The sequence below is a fragment of the Dactylosporangium cerinum genome (assembly GCF_042653625.1).
Taxonomy (GTDB): domain Bacteria; phylum Actinomycetota; class Actinomycetes; order Mycobacteriales; family Micromonosporaceae; genus Dactylosporangium; species Dactylosporangium cerinum.
On the sequence record NZ_JBHSIU010000046.1, the window covers coordinates 443,138 to 463,936 of the forward strand.

Consider the following 20,799-nt stretch of genomic DNA (forward strand, 5'->3'; position numbering starts at 1 on the left):
CGCGTTCCCGGTCAATCGGGGCGATCCTGGTCCTTCCGGTCGATCGCGGCGGCGGCGAGTTGGGTGCGGTTGGTGGTGTCGAGTTTGGTGAAGATGTGCGAGAGGTGCGTCTTCACGGTGCCGCGGCTCATGAGCAGGCGGGCACCGATCTGCGGGTTGGTGCAGCCCTCGGCGACGAGACGGACCACTTCGAGTTCGGTCGGCGTGAGGCTGGACCAGCCGGTGGCCGGGCGGCCGCGGCGGCCACGGGCCCGGCGGGCGTACCCGACGGCCTGGTCGAGCGTGAGCCGCGCGCCCTCGGCCGCCGCCCGGCCGAACGCGGGAGCCCCGAGCGCCTGACGGAGCTCGGCGGCGGCGCTGTCGTGCGCCTGCCGCAGGTCGGCGCCGCGCGGCAGGCCGAGGTCCGTGCGGGCCGACCCGGCCGCGGACAGGATGCGCACATCGTCGGGCGTCGGGTGGATGGCCGCACCGACGCGGGCGAGCGCTTCGAGGCTGTCGAGTTGGGCGGCGCGCAGCCGATGCTCGACGCGGATGGTCAACGCCGCGTGGTGGAGTTCGACGGCCCGGGCGGGACCATCCGCGCCGCCGGCGGCGAGTTCGGCCTGCGCGGCGTACGCCTCCGCCAGTGGGCCGGGCATGCCCAGCCGCCGGGTGACCTCCACCGCCCGGTCGAGCACCGCCACCGCCTCGTCGGGACGGCCGGCGGCGGCGAGGGCGGCGCCGAGCCGGGGCAGCGCCCGGCCGGCGATCCAGGTCGCGGCGCCGCGGTCGGTGGAGCGGGCGGCGCGGCGCAGGGAGTCGACGGCGGCCGCCGGGTCGCCCCGGCGCATCGCCAGCACCGCCATGGCCTGGTCGAGCCCCGGGATGAACAGTTCGTCGTCGGCTCCGTCGACCAGGCGCAGCACCGGGTCGATCACCGCTGCCGCGCCGGCCGGGTCGCCGGTCAGCGCCTTGACCTGAGCGAGCACCGAGCGGGCCATCCCGACCCGCAGGTAGTCGCCGAGGGGTTCGGCGACCAGCAGCGCCTCCGTGGCGAGCGCCAGCGCACGGACCGGGTCTGCGCCGGCCAGGGCCCCGTCGGCCTGATACGTCAGCACCGAGGACAGCACCCCCCGGTGGTGTCGCAGGCACTGCCGGACGTCGTCGTCAATGACCGCTTCGGCCTCCGCGTGCCGGTCCCGCAGGTGCAGGATCATCGCCTGCAGCGCCCGTGCGCCGCCGAGCACGAACGTGTTCCCACCCACCTGAGCGGCGGTGTGGGCCTGCTCGCACAGGCGCCAGGCCTCGTCGAAGTCGGTGTAGAAGGCGCCGACGGCCAACAGGTTCAGGCACAGCGCGCGCAGTCCTTCGTCGCCGACGCCGGTGGCCAGCTCGACCGCTCGTGCGGCGGCGTCGTGCTCGACGTCGAGCGGGCCGGCCGTATCGGCGACGAGGGCGAGGCCGGTCATGAGACGGGCCTGCAGGCGGGAGCGTTCGTCCGGCACGCGGTCGATCGCCCGGTGCAGGAAGCCGATGCCCTCCCGGCCGCGCCGGTCCAGGTGCCACAGCCAGGCCAGTGCCGCCGCCAGTTGCCGGCCCGCCCGGGGGTCCTCGGCCGCGAGGCCCCAGTCGAGGGCCGCGCGGAGGTTGTCGTACTCGAGTGCCAGCGCCCGCCGCCACCCGTCGACATCTGGCTCCCGGTCCGCCTCCGCGGCCTCGACGAACAGCAGGAACCAGGCGAGGTGCCGCTCGCGCAGCGCGGTGTCCTCCTCCGCCTCGACCAGGCGGGCCGCGGCGAAGGCGCGGATCGTCTCCAGCAGCCGGTAGCGTGACTCGTCGGCTCGTACGTCGGCCACCACCAGCGACTTGTCCACCAGCCGGCCAAGCGCCGGCAGGACCTCGGCGGCGCTCACCGTTCCCCCGGCGCAGAGCGTCCGCGCCGCGGCAAGACCGAACGTCCCGGCGAACACGGCGAGCCGGCGGAACACGACGCGGTCGGTCTCGTCCAGCAGCGCGTAGCTCCAGTCGATGGATCCGGCGAGGGTGCGCTGGCGCCGCTGTGCGCCACGGGGACCGCGGACGAGCAGCGCGAACCGGTCGTCCAGACCCGCCTCCACCTGCCGGGGGGTCAGGGTTCGCAGCCAGGCCGCGGCCAGCTCCAGCGCCAGCGGGATCCCGTCCAGGTGCGCCGCGATCGAGCGGATGGCCGCCGTGTTGGACTCGTCGAGCGCGAACGAGGGCTGCACGAGGCGCGCGCGATCGACGAACAGCGACAGCGCGTCGTCATCGGACAGCGGCGGCACCCCCAGCACCGCCTCACCCGGCACGCCCAGCGGCTCCCGGCTGGTGACCAGGACGCTGACCTGTGCGCAGCCGTGCAGCACGGCCTCCACGGTGCTCGCGACCCCGTCGAGCAGGTGCTCGGCGTTGTCGAGGCACAGCAGCGACCGCCACCCGGCCAGGTGGTTGCGGAGGGCGTGCACGCGCCCACCGACGATCGGTGCGCCGACGGCCTCGGCGACGGTCTCCGCCACCGCCGTGCCGTCACTCACCGTGGCGAGGTCGACCCACCAGACGCCGTCGGGGTACCGGTCGGACCGGTCGGCGGCGACCTGCGCGGCCAGCCTCGTCTTGCCCGCACCACCCGGCCCGGTCAGGGTCACCAGCCGGTGGCGCTCCAGCAGCCCGGCCGCGGCCTCGATCTCCGTGTGGCGCCCGACGAACGACGTCAACGGCGCCACGAGATTGCCCGGCACCCGGGCGGGGGATGCGACCGTGTGCTCGCCTGTGCTGCCGCGCATGGGCTCCACAATGCCAGGGACCCGGCCACCACCCGGGGCGGCATCGGCCACCTGGCAGATGTTCCGCGGCCGCGCGCCGGGAAGGCTGCAGCGCAGACGCCACTTTCACCGGAGGATGACCATGAGGAACGGACCGCTTGCCGTCTCCACCCGTAACCCGCGCTATTTCACCCCGACCTCAGGACCCGACGCCGGGCGTGCGGTCTACCTGACCGGGTCGCACATCTGGAACAACCTGCACGACGGCATGGGCCCCGGCCCCGACGGCCCGGACGAACCGGAGCGCCTGGACTTCCCCGCCTACCTGCGGTTCCTGACCGAACGAGGGCACAACTTCATCCGGCTCTGGCGCTGGGAACACGTCCGGTCCCAGGCCGCGGGCGGGAACTACCACCTGAACATGTCGCCGCAGCCGTGGGCGCGGACCGGGCCGGGCACCGCGAAGGACGGTAAGCTCCGGTTCGACCTGGAGCGGCTCGACGACGGCTACTTCCAGCGGCTCCGCGAGCGGGTCACCGCGGCCGCGGAGGTGGGCATCTACGTGGGCGTCATGCTGTTCGACGGCTGGGCGCTGCACCTCAGCCCGCCGCCGGACCACATCGAGGGCCACCCGTTCCACGCCGGCAACAACATCAACGGCGTCGCCGCGAGCTCGATCAACGACCTGCAGGTCCTGCCGCTCGACCCGCGTGTCCGGTCGCTGCAGGAGGCATACGTCCACAAGGTCGTCGACACGCTCCACGACCTGCCCAACGTGCTGTGGGAGGTGTCCAACGAGTCGTGCGGCGGGGGCACGGTGACCGATGAGGTCGCGGCGTTCCTGGGCATGGACACGGCACCGTCGTGGGGCGACTCGACCGGCTGGCAGTACTGGGTCATCGACACGGTCAAGCAACACGAGGCGGCGCGTGGATACGACGCACACCCGATCGGCATGACCATGCAGTTCCCGGTGCCGGAGCAGACCAAGGTGAACGACCCGCTGCTGGGCAGCCAGGCTGAGTGGATCTCGCCGGGTTACGACGACGAGATCTTCGCGGGCGGCGGCCACCCGATGGCGGGCGGCGCCCCGCCGTCGCGCTGGTACACCGATCCACCGGTCGCCGACGGCGCCAAGGTGGTCCTCAGCGACACCGACCACTACGCACCTGGGCACGGCGACGCCCTCTGGGCGTGGAAGTCGTTCCTGCGCGGCCACCACCCCGTCCTCATGGACTACGGCCTCATCGCCGGGCTCGAGCCCGGCGACGAGCCCGCCGCCGACACCGGCGTGCCGCCGTTCGCCCACTACGAGCCCGCCCGGTGGGCCATGGGCGACACCCTCCGCTACGCGCAGCGCATGGAACTGATCGACGCGGCTCCGCGGCGCGACATCGCTTCGACCGGGTATGCCCTGGCGAACCCCGGCTCGGAGTACCTCGTGCTGGAGCCGGACGGCGACGGCTGGGCGTTCACCGTCGACCTGCACGCCGGCTCGTACCAGGTCGAGTGGTTCGACGTCACCACCCGGGAAACGACACCGGGTGACGGGCTGCGCGTCGAGTCGGCGCGCACCGTCGAGTTCGCGTCGCCGTTCCCGCCCGGCCCCGCCGTCGTGTACCTGCGCCGGGCCTGATCCGCTTGGGGCCGCCGATCCGGGGTCGCGCCGAGGCGCGACCCCGGGGGTGTCACGGTTGGAAATATTCGCCGTTCCAGGTGTACCGCAGCTCCTGGACGGTCCCGCCGGCCGCCGGGGCGACCTGCAGGGTCAGCGTGCCCGCCTCGGCGGTCCAGCCGGACACGCTCATGCCCGCCGGTGGCAGGACGGCGTCGACGGCGATGAACGAGCCGTCGGTCTGCGGGTCGAGGACCGCGGCGAAGCTGCGGCCCGGGTGCGTGTCGTCCCGGCCGCAGGTGACCGCGATCAGGAGGCGGCGCCGGCCGTCGCCGTCGAGGTCCACCAGGTGCCGCAGGTGGTCCGGGCCGGCGGGCTGCATGACGTCCCAGCCGCCGGCGCGGCCGCCGGGGTCGAACCGGACGGTGGCGGCCGGGCAGCCGGTCAGCCCGGCGACCCTGGTGAGGTCGACCGCGGGCCCGGTGGCACCGTCGCCGGGCACCATGCCGGGATAGCCGGACTCCGCGACCTCGGTGAACGCCTGGCCGTTCCACCGGTACGCGCGGGCCGCGCCGAGGCGGTACCCCCAGTTCACGTACACCGGTTTCACGTCGGTGACGAGCAGCCCGCCGGCGACCCAGTGGTCGGAGAACAGCGCGCCGCGCGGGCCGGCCCAGCCGAGCGCGCGCAGGGTCGTGCCGTCGCGGCGCACGGCGAGCAGCTCGCCCTGGCCGTCGCCGGAGTCCTCCTCGGTCTGCCAGCACGTCGCGAGGACGAACGCCTCGGCCTGGCCGTCACCGGTGACGTCACCGTAGGAGACCCGGTCCGCCTCCAGCGTCATCCGTGGATACGTGCTCGGGCCGACCGTGGCGGCGTCGTCGCCCTTGAACGGCGCCGTGCGGAACGTGACCGGACCGGACGGGCAGCCCTGGTGGGCGGCGAACGTGATCGTTGCGGTCCTCCATTGCACACCGGCCCAGTTCGCCGGTACCGGCGGCGTCTGCCTGGCCTGGACCGGCTTGCTCGGCCTGGGGTCGGCGGAGGGGGCGCTGGACGGCGTCGGTGTGCTACCCGGCGACGGCGTCGATGATCCTCCGGGCACCGGCGGGGTCTTCGGTGCGGCACCGCTCCAGAGGATGCCGCCACCGACGAGGGTGGCCGCGACCACCGCGGCGGCGACGAGGGCGGTGGCGGTCCGTCTGGTACGCAGGCGACGGTCGCCGCGGTCCCGCAGGCGCGCCGCGGCCGGAGGCGCGACGGTCCGGCGCACGTCCGTCCGCAGCCGGGACAGCTGTGCGGAGAGTTCGTCATCGAATTCAGTCACGGTAGGTCACCTCCTCGGTGGACTTGGCGAGCTCGGTCGCGAGTGCCGCGCGGCCCCGGTGCAGCCACGACTTGACGGTGCCGACGGCGGCGTCCATCTCCCGGGCGACGTCGGCGACCGGCAGGTCGATCAGGTGGTGCAGGACGACGGCCCGGCGCTGGTCGGCCGGCAGCCGCCGCAGCGCCGCGACGAGCGCGACGTGGTCCGGGTCCAGCGGCGGGACGTCGGCGGTGCGTTCCCGGCCCCAGTGGGCCCGCGCCACCCGGCCGCGCCGCCACCGCGACGTGGCCAGGTTCGCCGCGACCCGGCGGATCCAGGCGAGCGGATCGTCGTACCGGGACACGTCGCCCCAGCGTTGCCAGGCCCGGCAGAACGCCTCCTGGGCGAGGTCCTGTGCCTCGGCGAGGTCGCCGACGAGCGCGTAGACCATAGCGACGACGTCGCCGTACCGCGCGTCGTAGAGCGCGTCGAAGTCGGCCGCGGCGGGCGGCCCGTGGGTGGCGCGGCGGTCGTGCTCTCCAGATCCGGGCATGTCACGTCACACGCTATGCCGGGCGGTCCGGTTGCAGCCGCACGGCGGACCGGACTGTCGGCCAGCCGACCGCGCTCGCCGTGGCGGTTGCAGCGGGGTTCGGCGGTCGGCCGGCCGCGTTCAGTCGCTGCGGTTGCTGCGGTTGCTGCGGTCGCGGCGGTCGCGGCGGTCGCGGCGGGATTGGGCGGTCCGCCGGCCGCCGCAGTCAGCCGGCCGCGTCGGTCGTGGCGGTTGCGGTGGTGCGGGGGACGGACGGTCGGTCAGGCTGCCGCTTCGGCCGTGGCGGACGGTGAGCACGACCGTGGTCAGCAGCACGAGCTCCCCGAGGTTGCCCAGCCACGGCACCGCGAACCCGGCGGCGGCCGCGGCGAACATGGCGACCGCCCCGGTGAACAGCCACGGCCACCCCTCGCGCCGCCACAGCACGACGCCGACGCCGATGAGCACGAGGATCGCGACGACCGCGGGCACCGGCGGACCGGCCGCGGCGTCGTTGACGTAGCGCAGGGTGTCGCCGTGCCGCTCGGGCACCAGCCGCAGCCGCACGATGTCCGTGTAGACGCCGAGCGCGACCAGCACGGCGGCGAGCCCGGCGGCGGCGGTCAGCAGGCGGCGCCCGGCGCGGGCGAGAACCGCGCCGACGACGATGAGCAGCGGCGTGAAGAGCACGTGCCCGACGAACCGGCCGGCGTTGAGCCCCTCCAGGAGGTCACCCTCGCCGATCGGCCGCCCGAGCGCGATCACGCCGTTGTCGTACACCAGCGCACCCGCGACGACCGTGACCGTCCATGCCTTCAGGCGCGCCGCGGCCAACCCGACCCCGAGCACCCCGACCGCCAGCACCGCGAAGATGACGGACACCATCACCGGCCCACCGTTTCACTGATAGAAACGCAGTTCCACTGATGGCAACGTACGGGCCTCCAGCGCGCCGGTCAATCACCGCATGGCCACAGTCGACTACGCTGGGGCACCCGCGTGGCGAAGAACTCCGCAAACGGTCGCGACAGCGTGGACCTATGGTTTGCGGGCCAGCACTTGCACGGCCTTGGCCCGGTTCCGGTTCATTGTGATCACGTCGATGCGCCGTTGCTCAAGGATGTCGAGGTCTTTCAGGCGGGTCCGCAGTTCGTTGATGTGGTGATGCCGGCACACCGCCCCGTCGCCGGTGGCGAACACGCCGTACGGGGTGCCGAACTGCTCGGCGTACGCGGTGTAGCGGGCCTGGTTCCGTTCGTCGTCCTGCAGCAGCACGTCGCTGAGGTAGAGCAGGCCGCCCGGCGCCAGGACGCGGACCACCTCGGCGATCAGTGCCCGCTGGGCATCGTCGTCAGGGATGCACGTCAGCACCGCGAAGAGCACGACTACGTCGAAGCTCGCCGGTGCGTGCGCCACCGTCGGCGGGGAGTCCAGCACCTCGAGTCGCAGGTCCGGCCGCAACTGGCGGCCCCGCGCGATCAGCGCGGGCGACAGGTCCACCCCCAGCAGGTCACGGAAACCCTGCTCGTGCAGTTCGGCCATGACGCGGCCATATCCGCAGCCGTAGTCGAGAATCCGAGCGTTCGGGCCGACCTCGGCCAACCACGTGAAGTTCACCGGATGCGTGAACGTCTTCGTGGCGCCGACACCGTCCCAGTACACCAACGGGTTCTCAAGGTCGCTCACGCAACCACAGCATACGCAGCCGCTCGAGTCGTCGGGTCCGCTGGCATCTCAGCGGCCCCGGCCGATCGTCAAGCCGACGTCTCGTCCGGGTGCCGGTCGAGGATGAGGTCGCCCGCGCGGCGCAGCACCTGGGTCCGGGTGTGATCGCCGTGGTCCGCGGCCAGGAAGTGCTCGCCGATCAGCAGGCAGAACGCGAGCAGACTGCGGGCCTCCACCTCCTCCGGGTCGTCGCAGAAGGTGCCGATCATTTCCCGCAGCAGGCCCATGCGTCGGTTGTCGACCCGACGGAGGCGATCGGCGATCGCCTGATCGCGGCGGGCCCAGTCACGGATCGCCAGGTCGATAGGTAGGAGCCGGTCACTGGAGAAGGTCAGGACACCGGCGCGGGCGATCCGGGTCTTCGGGTTGCCGCCTTCGCGCTCAACGCGTTCGAGCACCTCGTCGGTGCTCTCCCGCTCCCACGCATCCAGCATGGCCGTCAGCAGCGCGTCGCGGTCGGGGAAGAAGCCGTAGAAGCCGCCCTTGGTCACGCCGAGCCGCTTGGCCAGCGCCTCGACACGGACCGCATCCGGGCCGCCGGCCGCCAGTGCTTCGAGGCCGGCTTCGATCCATCGCTCTCGCGGCGTCTGCGTTTCGAACTTCACGTGATGTACCCCACCCACCGTATACGCCATCGTATATGGACCACTACCGTCCATATACGGAAGCGTACACGGGAGGTCGCAATGACAGATCTGCACAAACACGACCGCGTGAACCCGCTGCGGCTGCCGGTCGTTGCCGTCCAAGGGCTCTGGCTGCGTTCGACGCTCCGGCTCGCATCGGCGCCGGGCGGCGGCACCAGCGGCACCGCGCCCGGCCCCACGGGCCCGCCACTGCGTTTGGCCGTGCTCGGCGACTCGACGGCCGCGGGCTGTGGCGTCACCGGCGACGACGAGGCGTTCGCGGCCGGTTTCGCACAAGAGGTCGCCACCCGCACCCGGCGGCCGGTCGACTGGCAGGTGGTCGGCCAGTTCGGCGCCACGGCCCGACGCGTCCGTTTCCGGCTCGTGCCACGCCTCGACGACGACCTCGACACGGTCGTCCTGCTCGCCGGCGCGAACGACGTGCTGGCCGGGCGCGGGCCGAGCCTCTGGCGCGAGGACCTGACCGGCATCCTCGCCGACCTCAGCCACATCACGCACCAGGTGGTGGTCGCGGGAATCCCGCCGTTCGGACTGTTCCCATCCATCCCGGCGACGCTCGGACGATACCTCGGCGAACGCGCGGACGCCCTGAACGCGGTCTCCCGAGAGGTGTGCGGGCGGAACCCACGAACAACGACGTTCATCGGCTCCCCCGCCGGGACGCCACCGGCAGGCTTCTTCAGCACCGACCGCTTCCACCCGTCAGCTCAGGGATACCGGTTCTGGGCCAACGACGTCGCCGCTCGGCTCCTCCCGGCCCAACCGGATGCCTGAACCGGTCAGGCCGGGGCGCGCATGGCGGGCGAATGATACACCGAGGGCACGCGGAAACCGTCCAGCCACGCGGTGAGGCGGGACGCCTCTGCGTCGAGGGCGCGGCGGGCGGCGGCGGGGACGTCCTCCAGCAGGCGCACCTCGACGACGCCGGCCGGGTCCTGGACCCAGCAGCCGACGACGCGGCCGTCGACCCAGGCGGTCGTGCCGGCGTTGCCACGGCGGTCGAAGATCTCGGCGCGGTGCGGGCTGAGGTAGAAGTCGCGGTGCTGCCAGCCCATGACGGTCGGGTCGAGCACGGGCAGCAGCGCCGCCCACGGGCCCGGGTCGGGCACGTCGTCGACGTCGTCGGGCAGGAGCCAGCCGGTGGCGCCGTGGTCGAGGGAGACCGCGACGGCGCCGAGGCCGGCGAGGGCCGCGCGCACGGCCGCCTTGGTCGACCCGAGCCACCAGACGAGGTCGTCCTCGGTGCCGGGGCCGAACGTGAAGAGCCAGCGGCGGACCAGCTCCAGGTAGCCGTCGGCGGCGGTCAACGGCGCGGGGGTGTCGTCCAGCCACTGCCGCATCAGGGCCCAGCGCGGGCGTGAGGTGTACCAGCCGCCGGCGTTGACGCCGCGCACGATGTCGGCGGCGGCGCTCAGGCAGGTGAGGACGCGTGAGGCGGCCCGCGGGTCGGCGTTGGTCACGGCGAGGTGGGCGTCGATCATCGGCACGGCACGGCGGAGGTCGGTGGCGGGGTGTCCGTCGGGGATTCCGGCGAGGGCGTCGAGGACCTCGGCGCGGGCGCGGTCAAGCCAGGCGGGGCCGTCGGTGGTGATGCCCGCGGTGACGACGTCCTTGGCCAGGCGGGCGCGCTCGTTGGCGGCGACCCGCGCGGACGCGCTCCCCCAGGCCGCCGGCAGCAGGTCACGCGGGAACACGAACAGGGTGCGGCGCATCGCGAGCTGTTTGACCAGGGTGCGGTCGCCGTACAGGACGCGGTCCACGTCGGCGACCGTCACGGACGTGACGCGGGCCCAGCACGACAGGTGGACCGTCGCCGGTTCCGTGGCGTGCAGGACGGTCATCGCCGTGGTGGCGGCTTCAGGTGTGCCGACCCGGGCCGCCGCCGTGAGCGCGTGCCGCACCGCGAGCCGGGCACGCCGTTGCTGGTCGGTCACGTGGCGCATCGGGCCATGGTACTGAGCGGCGGCGGACCACAGCCCGCCGCCGCAACGGGTCAGGTGCGGGCGGTGCCGAGGGCGGTCTGGATCGCCTTCACCAGGACGCTGACGACGAGCGCGACCGACGGCCGGATCGAGGACTCCTCCATGCTGACCGCGCCGGTGAAGCCCGCGGCGTCGCTGATCTGCTCCAGGCGCTGGTGCGCCGCGGCGATCTCGTCGCCGGACAGGTAGAGCGCGGGTTCCATCCGGGCGGCGGCGACGAGCGCGGCGAGGGCAGCGGTGCGCTCGTCGGGCAGTTCGTCGCTGGTCAGCGCCCGGCCGAGCCGGTCGCGCAGCTCCGTCTCCACGGTCGCGTCGGCGGTCGGATAGCGGTGGATGTGGATGAACCCGAGCGTGGTCTCGTCGACGTCGTGCAGGATGCCCCGGGCGCACAGGTCGGCGAGGACCCGGTCGCGCAGCCCGTGCCGCAGCCGCTGCACCCACGACGCCGGCGTGTGCGGCGTGTCGGCGACGACCCGGCCGAGCACCTCGTCGGCGATCGGCTCGCCGGTCGGCGACCCGTTGACGACCACGATCATGCCCCCGGCATACGCCAGTCTGCCGGCGAGCGCCAGATCGACCAGGACCGCAGCGGCCATGCCCAGGTCAAGGCCGATGTGGGAGCCGGTGGCCTTCCCGGTGTCGTCATCGTAGGCGAGCAGGAGAAGCTCCTCCGCCAGTGCAACGGAACTCATGGCTCGGAACGGTAGCGCGCGTCCGCTCGTCCCGCACTACCGTGTCGGTCAGGTTGCCGCTCGCGACGGCCGGGCCCCGACGCCCGCGACGAACAACAGCACCAGGCCGGCGGCCAGCAGGGCGGACCCCATGCCGAAGGCGGACCGGTAACCGAGGTACGCCGCCACGCCGAACAGCGGCCCGGCCAGGATCGACCCGATCGGGAACGTGTTGGTGTACAGCGTCGTGGCCCGGCCCGGCTCGTTGGGCAGCAGGTCCTGCACGTAGGAGATGCCGACACCGGAGATCGCGGCGATGAACAGCGCGTTGACGATCTGGGCGGAGGCCAGCACCCAGATGTTGGGAGCGACGAAGGCGATCGCATAGTAGGCGACCCCGCACGCAGCGCCGATGAGGAGCAGTGGCCGCAGCCGGAACCGGGTCGTCAGGGCGCCGAGGCCGAGCATCAGCGGGATCTCCAGGGCGGCGCAGAGACCGAGGATGAGACCGGCCCTGGAAGCGTCGCTGTGCAGGTCCTCGGCGACGAACAGCGGCAGCGCCTGCACGCCGAGGGTCATCGGCACCTGCATCAGGACGAATGCGACAACAGTGAGCGGGATGACCCACCTGGCCGGCGACGACGCGTCCTTCGACACCACCGGCTGATCCCCTCCGGCGTCGACTACTACCGGGGCGGGCGGGTCGATGTCCTCCAGCCAGACCACCGCGACCAGGGCGGCGATGGCATACGTGACCGCCGCCATCGCGTACACCAGCCGGAAACCACCGACGTCCAGCAGGACCGCCGCGAGCGCCGGACCGCCGACCCAGGCGAGGGAGAACACCGTGCGCAACGCGCTGATGCCCATGGCCGCGTGTCCGGGGCTGTCGCGTTCGAGGACCTGCCGCGCATATGCGAACGACTGCGGAAACAACACGCCGGCGACCGCGAACAGGGGCATGTTCAGGGCGAGCAGCACGTAGTAGTCCCGAATGAACATCGTCGCCACGCTGCCGGCCAGGCCGGCCAGGGCGGCGCCGATCAGAATCTTGCGGCGGATGGGCCAGCGGTCCGACGCACGGCCGATCGGCGACGCGATGAGCACGCCGGTCAGCGGCGACGCGACGAGGAAAATGGTGACGCGCAGTGGGTCGGCGTGCACGGCAGTGCTGAGGAACAGCGACAGGAACGGGAAGATGACGGCGACGGAGATGCCGACGGCGAGGAACATCAGCCCGAGCGGCACGAGCGCACGGGTGAGCGGCCGCTGACGCGGCGGAGCGGCCAGGGTCATGCGGGCACTGTACCGCTACAGATTCGACCGGCGCGACCCCGTTTCAGCCTCGTGGGCGTACCAGACCCGCATCGAAGGCAGCGATCACCAACTGTGCGCGATCCCGGGCGGCGAGCTTCGCCATGAGGTGCGTGATGTGCGATTTGACGGTTTTCACGGAGATCATCAGGGCGGTGGCAAGCTCGTCGTTGGACAGGCCGCCGCCGATCAGGGTCAGCACCTCGACCTCCCGGCCGGTCAGCCGCCGCAGCGCCGGCGTGGGGCGGTCCGGGCGGGGCGCCGCGACGTAGTGCGCGACCAGCCGGGTCAGGATCGACGGCGCGAACAGCGACTCGCCGCGATGCGTGCGGCGGATCGCCTCGAGCAGCTCCTCCGGGCGGGCGTCCTTGAGCAGGAAGCCGGACGCGCCGGCGTGCAGCGCCTCGTAGACGTACTCGTCGAGCTCGAACATGCTCAGCACCAGCACCCGGGCGCCGGCCAGGACCGGGTCGGCGCAGATGCGGCGGGTCGCCTGCAGGCCGTCCAGGTGCGGCATGCGCACGTCCATCAGGATCACGTCGGGGCGGGTGGTGCGGGCCCGGGCCACCGCGTCGGCACCGTCGCCGGCCTCCCCCACGACGGCCAGGTCCGGCGCGTTGTTGATGATCATCGCGAGGCTGTGCCGCAGCAGCGGCTGGTCGTCCACCAGGAGGACCCGGATGGCGGTCACGCGGGTTCGTCCGGGATGCGGGCGGTGACGCGGAAGCCGGCGTCGACCCGCTCCGCGGTCAGGGTGCCGCCGAGGCTGCCGACCCGCTCGCGCAGGCCGTCCAGGCCGTGTCCGGCGCCCGGCGACGCCTGCCAGCCGCCCTCCGCCGGCCCGGCGTCGGTCACCGCGACCACCACGAACGCCCCGTCGCGGTGCACCCGCACGCGCACGTCCGTCGGTCCCGCGTATCGGGCGGCGTTGCTGAGCGCCTCCCGCACGGTCCTGCACACGGCGACCTGCACGCCCTGCGACACCTCGCCGAGCGCGTCGACGGTGAGCCGGGGCCGCAGCCCCGCGACCGCCGCCCCGGCCACGATCCGGGGCAGGTCGTCGATCCCGTCCAGCGGTGCGCGCTCGTCGAAATCCGGCGACCGCAGGACCGTCAGCATGCGGCGCAGCTCCGCCGTCGCGTGCCGGCCGGCGTCCTCGATGTCGGTGAGCGCCGCCGCCACCTCGGGCGGCTTCGGCAGGTGCCGGGTCGCCGCCGCGCGGACCGTGATGAGCCCCAGCCCGTGCGAGACGATGTCATGCAGGTCGCGGGCGATCCGCAGGCGCTCCGCCAGGACCGCCTCCGACGCCGCCCACGCGGTCAGCCGCGCCTCGTAGGCGCTGCGGTCCTTGCGGGCCCGGCGCACCGCCCACACCGCGGCCGCCACGGCCGCGGTGACCATCAGCCACGGCACCGCGACCGCGGCCGGTCCGTCCCCGCCGGCCGTGCACATGGCCAGGCCGAAGACCACGGCCACGACGATCACCACCGGCGCGACGCTGGAACGCCCCGAGGGACGCGGATGCGCTGTCACCAGCCCGACTGTAGTTCTCAGACCAGGGTCTGACGGCCCACGGTCCGAGGCGACCGCCGGGTTCCGAGTCCGGCCCGATGCACGGGCACCGCCGGGCCGGTTGACTCGCCCTATGATCACGATCGATCGCGTCAGCAAACGCAGGGGCAGGGCGCAGATCCTGCACGACGTCACGTTCGAGGCCCGGCCGGGGCGGGTCACCGGGTTCCTCGGGCAGAACGGTGCCGGGAAGACCTCGACGCTGCGGGTCCTGCTCGGCCTGGACCGACCCCAGCAGGGCACCGCGCTGATCTGCGGGCGGCCGTACCACGACCTGCGCCGCCCCCTCACCACCGTCGGCGCGCTCCTGGACGGCAGCGGCGCCCACCGCGCCCGCACGGCCGGCGCGCACCTGCGCTGGGTCGCCGCCAGCAACGGCCTGCCCGGCTCGCGCGTCCGGGAGGTCCTCGACGTCGTCGGCCTCACCGGCGACGCCCGCAAGCGCGCCGGCCGCTACTCCCTGGGCATGAGCCGACGGCTCGGGCTCGCCGCCGCGCTGCTCGGCGACCCCTCGGTGCTGGTCCTGGACGAGCCGGTCAACGGCCTCGATCCCGCCGGGATCCGGTGGATGCGGGAGTTCCTGCGCGACCAGGCCGCCCGGGGTCGCACCGTGCTGCTGTCCAGCCACCTGATGGGCGAGCTCGCGTCGATCGCCGACGATGTCGTCGTCATCCATCAGGGCCGGATCCTGGTGCAGGGCACGCTCGCCGACGTCACCGGTGCGCACGCGACGCTCGAGGACGCGTTCTTCGCCCTGACAGGGTCATCATGGTAGGCGCGGAACTGCGGAAACTCCTGGGCCTGCCGACCGCCTGGATCGGCCTCGTCCTGGGCACCCTGCTGGCGCCGGTGATCGTGCTGCTGAACGCGCCGTACGTCCGCGGCGCCATCGCCGACGGCACCATCGCCGACCCGTCCGACCTGGGCCTGCAGGACCTGGGCATCGGGCTCATCGGCCCGATGGTCCTCGGCGTGGTCGTGATCAGCAGCGAGTACACGTCGACCGGGCCCGACGCGCCCCGCGCCCGCCAGCTCACCACGACGCTCACCGCGATGCCCGGCCGGCTGCGCCTGCTGGCCGCGAAGTCCGTCGCGCTGGTCCTCGTCGCCGCGGCCCAGGCGGCGGTCACCGCGGCCGCCACGCTGACACTCACCCACGTCCTGCACCCGCACGTGCCGGCCCCCGCACCCGCGCGGGTCGCCGCCGCCGTCCTGTACTGGACGCTGATCGCACTGCTGTCGTTCGCGATCACGCTCATCACCCGCAACGGCATCGTCCCGCTGACGTTCCTGATCATCAACAGCACGGTCGTCTCGGTGTCGTACCTGCTGACCAAGGTCACCGACCTGGCCGCGTACCTGCCGGACATCGTCGGCCCGCAGATGTTCCTCACCACCGCCGACTTCCCGGTCCGGATCGCCCCGCTGACCGCCGGCCTGGTGATGACCGCCTGGATCGCCGCGCTGCTCGCGATCGGCGCGGTCCTGTTCCACCGGCGCGACCCGTGAGGCCCATCGTCGCGGAGCTGCTCAAGCTGGTGACGCTGCCGTCGCTGCGGCTGACCGCGGTGCTGACGGTGGCCGCCGCCGTGCTGCTCGCGGCCCTCGACCTGCCCCCGCTCGAGCCGATCCGCTACACGCAGGCGGGTTTCGTGGTGCTCGGCGTCCTGTCCGCCGCGTCCGAGCACCAGGGCGGCGACCAGTTCCGCACCACGCTGCTCGCGATGCCGCGGCGGCTGCCGCTGTTCACGGCGAAGGTGCTGGCCCTGGCCGCCTGCTGCGTGCCGCTCGCCGCCCTGGTCGCCCTGCCCGCTGTGCGTCCGTTCGCCGTGGTGTACCTGACGCTGACGGCGCTGTTCGCCGCCGCCGTCGGCGGGCTGGTCCGGCACGCGGAGGCCGCCACGGTGCTGCTGCTGGCGGGGTACTACGTGGCAGGGCCGCTGTTGCCCGCCGGGGTGGCCGCCTACCTGCCGGGCACCGCCGCCCTGGACCCGTCCCGCGGCGCCGCGGCCACGGCGGTGTGGACGGCCTGCGCCCTGCTCGTGGCCGCCGCGACCTTCCACCGCCGCGACGCGTGACCGCGCGGCTGTTGTCGAAGCGACGGTGTGGCACCACGTTGGCGGTCAGTGCGGGTCGGGGACGTCCTCGAAGGTGGCCGGGACGCTCAGGGACCGCCAGCGCGACAGCGGCCAGGAGGTCACGAACGCCCGCCCGACCACCCGGTCCACCGGCACCGTGCCGTTCGACGCGGTCAGGTGCGCCCGGGAGTCGGCGGACGAGCCGCGGTGGTCACCCAGGACGAACAGCCGCCCGGCCGGGACGGTCACGTCGAACGGCGTCACGGACGGCACGTCCCCGGGGAACAGGTAGTCCTCGTCGAGCGCCTCGCCGTTGACGGTGATCCGGTGCCGGTCGTCGCAGCACACCACGCGGTCGCCGCCGACGCCGATGACCCGCTTGATGTAGTCCTCGCCCGCGCCCGCATTCCACGCCGGCGGCGGCCGGAACACCACGATCTCGCCGCGGGCCGGGTCCCGGAACCGGTAGCTGACCTTGTTGACGATGACCTGGTCGTTCACCAGCAGCGTCTGCTCCATCGACCCCGATGGGATGTAGAACGTCTGCACCACATATGTGCGCACGACGATCGCCACCACCGCCGCGATGGCGAGCATGACGAGATTGCCCACCCAGCGCGATCGCTTGCTCTTCAAGTTCCCCGTTGGTGGCACGGCGGAAGCGTACAGTGCCGCGGCGTGACAGGTCAGGCCAGGAGGCCGGTGGCGATCTTGTACAGCAGGGCGTCGGAGGGGGCGTCCGGGTCGGCGGCCACGCCCGCACGGAACAGCTGCGCGCCTTCCAGCAGCATCACGAAGACTCTGGCGCGGGCGGCGAGCTCGGCCGGCGGCAGCTCCGGGCGGGCCGCGCGCAGCTGCTCGGCGACCAGGGACTCGTAGGTGCGGTAGAAGGTGCGGACCGCGGCCTCGATCTGGGGCCTGTGCCCGGCGAGGGACCACAGCTCGGTGAAGAACACGCTGGCGTTGCGGTCGCACTGCTCGTCCAGGACCCGCCGGACCACCTCCGGCAGCGTCAGCACCGACAGCGGCGCGGACAGCCGTTGCAGGGTCCCGGTCAGGTAGTGCTCCAGCAGCGCCGCGACCAGGGAGTCGCGGGTCTTGAAGTAGTACTGGACGTTGCTGAGGCGGATGCCGACCCGGTCGGCGACGCTGCGCAGGGTGAGGTGCCCCTGCCCTTCCTCCACGAGGATGGCGGTCGCGGCGTCGAGGATCTGGGAGCGCCGCGCGGCGCCCTTCGTGGTCGCGCCGGCCTGGCTCATGCAACCTCAACTTCCGACGCGTCGGCTGCGGAGAAGGTCCACATCATGACCTACGGGCGGGGCACGGCGCGACCGTCGCCGGCCGGCCGGCCCACCGCCCGCAGCCGATGCCCGGAAGGATCAGAGGTCGAACTCCGTCGGCGCGATGCCCACGGCGAAGCACGCCTCGCGGACGGCCTTCTTCTCGTTGTCGTCGAAGTTGCCGTCCGCGCCGCCGATGATGATGCCGATCTGGATGACCGCGCGGGCGTGGTCCGGCTTCGACTTGAGCTTGGCGATCGTGGCGATCGCCTCGACCTTGCCGAACTCGAAGTCGCGGATGAGCCGGTCGGCGTAGAAGGCGAACTTCTGCCGCAGCTCGTCCGGCGGGAAGATCGACAGGATGTCGTTGCTCGTGATCACGCCCTCGGTCCGCTGCCGCTCGGCCGGGTCGATGCTGCCGTCGGCGGCGGCGATGAGCGCGCACATCGCCATGCTGGCGTTGGCGAACTCCTTGCTCTTGAACTGGCCGGCCCGGGTCTTGAGCTGGCCGCTCATCTCCTGTGTGCGGCTCTTGAGCTGGTCGAAGAATCCCATGCGTGCCCCCATCTGTGTGACGCCCCCCGGCGGCAAGCCTACCCGCGGCATCGGCGGCCCGGCCCTGATGCGCCGCGGCCCGGCAGAATGAACCCGCGGGGTGGCCGGGGCTGAAAGGAACGTGCGGGGCATGGGTGACGAGGACCGGCTGGCGCGGCTCGCCCGCGGCTGGGACGAGGCCGCCGCCGGTTACGAGGCGTACTACGTGCCGCGCTTCGCGCCGTGGGTCGCCGACGCCGTGGCCGCGGTCACCGCCGGGCCGCTGCCGGACGGCCCGGTCCTGGTGCCGTGCTGCGGCACGTTCCCCGAGCTGCCCGTGCTCGCCGCGGGCCTGCCCGACCGTGTCGTCGCCGGCCTGGACCTGTCCGCCGGGATGGTCCGGCTGGCCGCGGCGCGGGCTTCGGCGTGCCCACGCGCCACCGTCGAACAGGGTGACGCCTCGACGCTCAGTGAGCGCTGGACGGGCCGCTGCGCGGCGGTCGTGTCGGTGTTCGGCCTGCAGCAGCTGCCCGCACCCGACGCGGCCATCGGGTCGTGGGCGGCGGCGCTGCGTCCGGGTGGGGTGCTCTCGGTGCTGTTCTGGCCGCGGTACACCGAAGCCGACGGCCCCTTCGCCCGGCTGGGCGAGGTCGTCCACGGGCACGTGCCAGCCGGCGACGACGGCTGGCAGGACCGGCTCGTCCCGGCGCTGACGGCCGCGGGCCTTGTTGTGGAGCGCGACGAGCGGCCCGCTCACCCGATGTCCCACCCGGACGCGGCCACGTTCTTCGACGCCCACACCCGCGCCGGACCGGGCCGCCCCCTCGCCACCGCCCGTGGTGCGGCGTTCGTCGACCGGCTCCGCGCCGAGTTCCTCGCGGCATCCCCGCCGGGCGTGTGGTCGCACCGGCCGAACGCCCGGCACCTCGTCGCCCGCCGGTGGGACTGAGCCGTCAGCCGGTGCCGAGGGCGCGGGACAGCAGGGCGCGCCGGCTGTTGGTGCCGGTCTTGGTGAACATCGACTTCAGGTGGTCCTGGACCGTGTTCGGGCTCAGGAACATGTCGGCGGCCACGGCGCGGGTGTCGGCGCCCCCGGTCAGGTGGGTGAGCAGCTCGGTCTCGCGCGGGGTGAGGCCGCACGCGCGGGCGAACACCGCCGTCCGCTCCGCCGGGGACGCCTCCTCGATGGTGACCGCGATCGGGGCGCCGGCGCTGCCGGTGGCGTCGAGGCGGGCGGCGCGCACCGTGAGCCACCGGCCCTCGGCGAGGTGCGCGCGGGCGGACGGTGGGTGCGGGTCGACGCCGGCCTCGGCCGCGACGAGTTGCGCCGCGACGTTGTAGACACCGGCCGGGACAGGCTGCCGGCCGGCGTCCGGCGGCAGCAGCCGGGTCAGCTGCTCGTGGGTGTGCGGCGTCTGCTCGATGACCCGCAGGTCCGGGGTGAGCAGCAGCACGACCGGTCCGGGCGGTCGGGGCCCGCCGGTGACGGTGAAGGTGTGTGCCTGGCAGCGGCGCAGGTCGCCGGTCAGCGGCCCGGTGACGTCGTCGAGGAACGCCAGCTCCGGGCCGGTGAAGGTGCCGCCGATGCGCCACAGGTCGAGGAAACCCCAGCAGCCGTGCCGGTCGCGGAACACCGCCGAGGCGACGTCGGTGACCCCGTGGGCGGCGAGCAGCTCGCGCCACAGCAGGCTGTCGGCGGGCTCGGCGAGCCGGGCGGCGCCGGTCAGCGACGTCCACCGGTTGGTCGTGGTGAGGTACTTGAGGCGGATCAGCTGCGGCAGTGCCGGCATCAGCGCCGGTGGCACCGCGGCGAGCGGGTCCGTCCCGACGGAGGTCTCCGGGTCCGTCAGCGCCCAGACGTGGGCGTCGAACGGCACGGCCCGGCCGATCTCGGCCAGTGCCAGCTCCCGCAGGGTCCGGGAGCCGGTCGCCGCCGCGCCGATGCGCCGCACCCGTTCCGCCGTCGCCGCGTACACCACCCCACGATAAGGATCCCAGACTTCTGGGATGGGCGGCGCGCCCGGTGGTCTTTAGCGTCGGATGCCATGACGACCTTACGAATTGAGCACCCGATCGTCGATTTCGCGCTGTGGCGTCGCGCGTTCGACGGTTTCGCCGAGGCCCGCAGCGCCGCGGGCGTGCTCGGTCACCGCGTCCTGCGGCCCGTCGACGACGAGAAGTACGTGGCGGTCGACCTGGACTTCCCGACGGCGGAGGCGGCCGAGGGGTTCCTGCGGTTCCTGCGCACGACCGTGTGGGCGGACCCGCAGCGGGCGCCGGCCCTGGCGGGCGCGCCGACTACCAGGATCTTCGAGGCGGCCGGGGACTGAGCGTCAGGACGGGCGGGCGTCGAGGGCGGCGACGCGGCGGCGGCCGGCGGTGCGGCGGTAACTGGCGTCCAGCAGCTCGCCGATCTCGGCCCAGTCGGTGTCCTCGGCGAGGTCCACGCCGATCCAGCCGGACGGGCCGAGATACGCCGGCACGTAGCTGCGGGCGTCCTCGAGCAGCGCCTCGCGCTCGGCCGGGTCGACCAGCACGATCACCGAGTGCTCGTGCTGGTGGTAGACGCCGTCGACCTTGATCGAGCCGCCGTAGTAGGCGAAGACCTTGGTCGTGTAGAACGCGGGATGCCCGTGGGAGATCTTCTCCGCGGCGTCGGGCAGGGCCAGGGCGAGCTCCCGCAGCCGGGCCAGGATCGGGTCGGCGTCGTCGAACATGATGGGATGCGCCACGCGGCCACCATAGCGTCCATCCAGGTGCGGCTCCTGACCGAATCGGCCGGCGATC

The 20,799-nt window shown here is 73.3% G+C and carries 23 protein-coding genes; 7 read left to right on the top strand and 16 right to left on the bottom strand.

Annotated features, from left to right (window positions below; translation table 11 throughout):
* Nucleotides 1–11 precede the first annotated feature (11 nt).
* Nucleotides 12–2,780, bottom strand: coding sequence for a helix-turn-helix transcriptional regulator (locus ACFPIJ_RS35870; RefSeq protein ID WP_380121980.1), 2,769 nt, complete (start codon nt 2,778–2,780; stop codon nt 12–14).
* 121 nt (nt 2,781–2,901) lie between these two features.
* Here ACFPIJ_RS35870 and ACFPIJ_RS35875 point away from each other — a divergent pair, with 121 nt between their 5' ends.
* The gene (locus ACFPIJ_RS35875) at nt 2,902–4,395 is read left to right on the top strand and encodes a hypothetical protein (RefSeq protein ID WP_380121982.1); all 1,494 of its coding nucleotides are present in this window, start codon (nt 2,902–2,904) and stop codon (nt 4,393–4,395) included.
* A gap of 52 nt (nt 4,396–4,447) precedes the next feature.
* Here ACFPIJ_RS35875 and ACFPIJ_RS35880 read toward each other — a convergent pair whose 3' ends face one another.
* From ACFPIJ_RS35880 to ACFPIJ_RS35900, 5 genes are all read right to left on the bottom strand, one after another.
* A complete protein-coding gene (locus ACFPIJ_RS35880) occupies nt 4,448–5,698 on the bottom strand; it encodes a hypothetical protein (RefSeq protein ID WP_380121983.1) in 1,251 nt (416 codons plus the stop codon).
* Entirely contained in the window at nt 5,691–6,230 is a 540-nt protein-coding gene (locus ACFPIJ_RS35885) for a SigE family RNA polymerase sigma factor (RefSeq protein ID WP_380121985.1), read from the bottom strand. The genes ACFPIJ_RS35880 and ACFPIJ_RS35885 overlap by 8 nt, the downstream gene beginning before the upstream one ends.
* 120 nt (nt 6,231–6,350) lie before the next feature.
* Nucleotides 6,351–7,097, bottom strand: coding sequence for a hypothetical protein (locus tag ACFPIJ_RS35890; protein WP_380121987.1), 747 nt, complete (start codon nt 7,095–7,097; stop codon nt 6,351–6,353).
* 150 nt (nt 7,098–7,247) lie between these two features.
* Complete coding sequence (locus ACFPIJ_RS35895) at nt 7,248–7,895, bottom strand: class I SAM-dependent methyltransferase (RefSeq protein ID WP_380121988.1); 648 nt, start codon at nt 7,893–7,895, stop codon at nt 7,248–7,250.
* 68 nt (nt 7,896–7,963) lie between these two features.
* Nucleotides 7,964–8,539, bottom strand: coding sequence for a TetR/AcrR family transcriptional regulator (locus ACFPIJ_RS35900; RefSeq protein WP_380121990.1), 576 nt, complete (start codon nt 8,537–8,539; stop codon nt 7,964–7,966).
* A gap of 81 nt (nt 8,540–8,620) precedes the next feature.
* On the opposite strand from ACFPIJ_RS35900, the gene ACFPIJ_RS35905 reads away from it, so the two are divergent.
* On the top strand, nt 8,621–9,355 hold the full coding sequence (locus ACFPIJ_RS35905; RefSeq protein ID WP_380121992.1) for an SGNH/GDSL hydrolase family protein: 735 nt from the start codon (nt 8,621–8,623) through the stop codon (nt 9,353–9,355).
* 5 nt (nt 9,356–9,360) lie between these two features.
* Here ACFPIJ_RS35905 and ACFPIJ_RS35910 read toward each other — a convergent pair whose 3' ends face one another.
* From ACFPIJ_RS35910 to ACFPIJ_RS35930, 5 genes are read right to left on the bottom strand one after another with little or no spacing between them, the layout of a single operon-like run.
* Nucleotides 9,361–10,524: a winged helix DNA-binding domain-containing protein gene (locus ACFPIJ_RS35910; protein ID WP_380121994.1), complete on the bottom strand. Its 1,164-nt coding sequence runs from the start codon at nt 10,522–10,524 to the stop codon at nt 9,361–9,363.
* Nucleotides 10,525–10,574: 50 nt separating this feature from the next.
* Entirely contained in the window at nt 10,575–11,255 is a 681-nt protein-coding gene (locus tag ACFPIJ_RS35915; RefSeq protein ID WP_380121996.1) for a GOLPH3/VPS74 family protein, read from the bottom strand.
* 48 nt (nt 11,256–11,303) lie between these two features.
* Entirely contained in the window at nt 11,304–12,530 is a 1,227-nt protein-coding gene (locus tag ACFPIJ_RS35920) for a sugar efflux transporter (protein WP_380121998.1), read from the bottom strand.
* 43 nt (nt 12,531–12,573) lie between these two features.
* Complete coding sequence (locus ACFPIJ_RS35925; RefSeq protein ID WP_380122000.1) at nt 12,574–13,239, bottom strand: response regulator; 666 nt, start codon at nt 13,237–13,239, stop codon at nt 12,574–12,576.
* A complete protein-coding gene (locus tag ACFPIJ_RS35930) occupies nt 13,236–14,081 on the bottom strand; it encodes a sensor histidine kinase (RefSeq protein ID WP_380122002.1) in 846 nt (281 codons plus the stop codon). Before ACFPIJ_RS35930 ends, ACFPIJ_RS35925 begins: the two co-directional genes overlap by 4 nt.
* A gap of 112 nt (nt 14,082–14,193) precedes the next feature.
* Between ACFPIJ_RS35930 and ACFPIJ_RS35935 the strand changes: the two genes are divergently transcribed.
* The 3 genes from ACFPIJ_RS35935 to ACFPIJ_RS35945 are packed head-to-tail and all read left to right on the top strand — an operon-like array spanning nt 14,194 to nt 16,198.
* Nucleotides 14,194–14,895 (top strand): ABC transporter ATP-binding protein, encoded by a 702-nt coding sequence (locus ACFPIJ_RS35935; RefSeq protein WP_380122004.1) that lies wholly within the window; start codon nt 14,194–14,196, stop codon nt 14,893–14,895.
* Complete coding sequence (locus tag ACFPIJ_RS35940; RefSeq protein ID WP_380122006.1) at nt 14,889–15,629, top strand: hypothetical protein; 741 nt, start codon at nt 14,889–14,891, stop codon at nt 15,627–15,629. Before ACFPIJ_RS35935 ends, ACFPIJ_RS35940 begins: the two co-directional genes overlap by 7 nt.
* Complete coding sequence (locus ACFPIJ_RS35945; RefSeq protein WP_380122008.1) at nt 15,626–16,198, top strand: hypothetical protein; 573 nt, start codon at nt 15,626–15,628, stop codon at nt 16,196–16,198. Before ACFPIJ_RS35940 ends, ACFPIJ_RS35945 begins: the two co-directional genes overlap by 4 nt.
* A 45-nt stretch (nt 16,199–16,243) precedes the next feature.
* On the opposite strand, the gene lepB is transcribed toward ACFPIJ_RS35945, so the two are convergent.
* The 3 genes from lepB to ACFPIJ_RS35960 form a co-directional block, all read right to left on the bottom strand.
* Nucleotides 16,244–16,795: a signal peptidase I gene (gene lepB / locus ACFPIJ_RS35950; RefSeq protein WP_380122093.1), complete on the bottom strand. Its 552-nt coding sequence runs from the start codon at nt 16,793–16,795 to the stop codon at nt 16,244–16,246.
* An 89-nt stretch (nt 16,796–16,884) separates the two neighbouring features.
* Nucleotides 16,885–17,457: a TetR/AcrR family transcriptional regulator gene (locus ACFPIJ_RS35955; RefSeq protein ID WP_380122010.1), complete on the bottom strand. Its 573-nt coding sequence runs from the start codon at nt 17,455–17,457 to the stop codon at nt 16,885–16,887.
* A 120-nt stretch (nt 17,458–17,577) separates the two neighbouring features.
* Nucleotides 17,578–18,033: a tellurite resistance TerB family protein gene (locus tag ACFPIJ_RS35960; protein WP_380122011.1), complete on the bottom strand. Its 456-nt coding sequence runs from the start codon at nt 18,031–18,033 to the stop codon at nt 17,578–17,580.
* 130 nt (nt 18,034–18,163) lie between these two features.
* Here ACFPIJ_RS35960 and ACFPIJ_RS35965 point away from each other — a divergent pair, with 130 nt between their 5' ends.
* Nucleotides 18,164–18,961, top strand: a complete 798-nt coding sequence (locus tag ACFPIJ_RS35965; RefSeq protein ID WP_380122013.1) for a class I SAM-dependent methyltransferase — start codon at nt 18,164–18,166, stop codon at nt 18,959–18,961.
* 4 nt (nt 18,962–18,965) lie between these two features.
* Here the strand turns inward: ACFPIJ_RS35965 and ACFPIJ_RS35970 are convergent, their stop codons facing one another.
* Nucleotides 18,966–19,988 carry a helix-turn-helix transcriptional regulator gene (locus tag ACFPIJ_RS35970; protein WP_380122015.1) on the bottom strand — a complete coding sequence of 341 codons (1,023 nt, stop codon included), beginning with the start codon at nt 19,986–19,988 and terminating at the stop codon, nt 18,966–18,968.
* A 69-nt stretch (nt 19,989–20,057) separates the two neighbouring features.
* On the opposite strand from ACFPIJ_RS35970, the gene ACFPIJ_RS35975 reads away from it, so the two are divergent.
* Nucleotides 20,058–20,342, top strand: coding sequence for a hypothetical protein (locus ACFPIJ_RS35975; RefSeq protein WP_380122017.1), 285 nt, complete (start codon nt 20,058–20,060; stop codon nt 20,340–20,342).
* A 3-nt stretch (nt 20,343–20,345) separates the two neighbouring features.
* On the opposite strand, the gene ACFPIJ_RS35980 is transcribed toward ACFPIJ_RS35975, so the two are convergent.
* On the bottom strand, nt 20,346–20,744 hold the full coding sequence (locus ACFPIJ_RS35980; protein WP_380122018.1) for an MmcQ/YjbR family DNA-binding protein: 399 nt from the start codon (nt 20,742–20,744) through the stop codon (nt 20,346–20,348).
* Between the last annotated feature and the right edge of the window lie 55 nt (nt 20,745–20,799).